Below are 1545 nucleotides of genomic sequence, written 5' to 3'. Positions count from 1 at the left end.
CTCAGCCACCAGATGCCGGGCCACCACACGGCCCAGAGCACCCGTGCCACCGGTCACCAACACCACATCGTCCGCACCGAACGGCGCGCCGCCGTCCGCCTGTGCACCCGCACGAGCGAGCCGCGGTACGTACGTCTCCCCCGCGCGTACGGCGACCCACGGCTCGTCGGCCAGAGCCGCGGCGGCGGGCAGGGCACGCTCGGAGTCGGGGTGGCCGTCGAGCATGACGTGGCAGAAGCGGCCCGGGTGCTCGGCCTGGGCAGAGCGCAGCAGACCGCCGACGGCGGCGCCGCCGATGTCGGTGTCGCGGGTGACGACGACCAGCCGCTCGGCACGGTCGTCGGCGATCCACTCCTGGATCGCGGTGAGGGCCGTACGCACTGTCCGACGCACGGCCTCGGGACCGGCATCCGGTCCGTGCGGTGCGTCCAGGTGCAGCAGTTCCACGGCAGTGTCGTCCGAGGATGCGGATGCGGTGCTGGCCACCGGGAGCCAGTCCAGGTGCAGGACCGGGTCGGTGGGGGTACGGGCGGCGGCGGCCTGTGCCGCCGTGACGGCCCGCAGGCGCAGGGAGGCGACGGTGGCCAGGGGCGCACCGGTGCCGTCGGCGAGGTCGACGGCGACGGTCTCGTTGCCCAGCGGGGTGAGCCGTACCCGCGCCGCGCGGGCCCCGACGGCGTGCACGCGCAGACCGTGCCAGGCGAAGGGGAGTCCGCCGTCGCCGACCAGGCCGCCGAGGCCGATCGGATGCAGGGCCGCGTCCAGCAGGGCCGGGTGCAGCAGGAAGCCCGACTCGTCCGTCTCCGTGGGCAGTTCGACCTCGGCCAGGAGGTCGGTGCCGTGCCGCCAGGCCGCGCGTACGCCGCGGAAGACCGGCCCGTAGTCGAGGCCGCGGTCGGCGAGGCTGTCGTAGAGCGCGGACACGTCCACCGGTTCGGCGCCGGCGGGCGGCCACTCGGTCAGCGGCGTGCCGGTCGCGGTGTCCCCGGGCACGAGGACGCCCTCGGCGTGCCGGGTCCAGGGTGCTTCGCCGTCGTCGGGGCGCGCGTGCACGCTGACCGTACGGCGGTGGTCGGCTTCGGCGCGGCCCACGCGTACCTGGAGGTGCAGGGCACCGCGCTCGGGCAGGGCCAGGGGGGCGCCGAGGACGAGTTCGTCCAGGGTGCCGCAGCCGACCCGGTCGCCGGCGGCGAGGGCGAGTTCGGCGAGCGCCGCGCCGGGCAGCAGGGTGGTGCCGAGGACGACGTGGTCGGCGGTCCAGGCGGCCGGGTCGGCGGCGAGCCGTCCGGTCAGGACGAGGTCGCCGTACTCCGCGAGGTCGACGGCCGCGCCGAGCAGCGGGTGCCCGGCGGCGGTCAGGCCCGCTCCGGCCAGTTCGCCGGCGGACGGCCCGGTGGGAGTCAGCCAGTAGCGCGTGTGCTGGAACGCGTAGGTGGGCAGGTCGGCATGGCCGGTGACGCCCGCGAAGCAGCCCGTCCAGTCGATGTCGGTGCCCGTGGTGTGCAGGGCGGCGAGGTTGGTGAGCAGTTGCCGCGGGCCGTCGTG

The 1545-nt window shown here is 76.1% G+C and carries 1 protein-coding gene; it reads right to left on the bottom strand.

Translation table 11 applies throughout. The features are described 5' to 3' along the window. On the bottom strand, positions 1 to 1545 hold a 1545-nt coding region (locus tag V5O46_RS31535; protein WP_332888159.1), incomplete at both ends, for a polyketide synthase dehydratase domain-containing protein.

This window comes from Streptomyces poriticola, assembly GCF_036689765.1.
Lineage (GTDB): Bacteria > Actinomycetota > Actinomycetes > Streptomycetales > Streptomycetaceae > Streptomyces > Streptomyces poriticola.
Note: the sequence above shows the minus strand (reverse complement) of the source record. Positions and strands in the feature narration are given on the sequence as shown.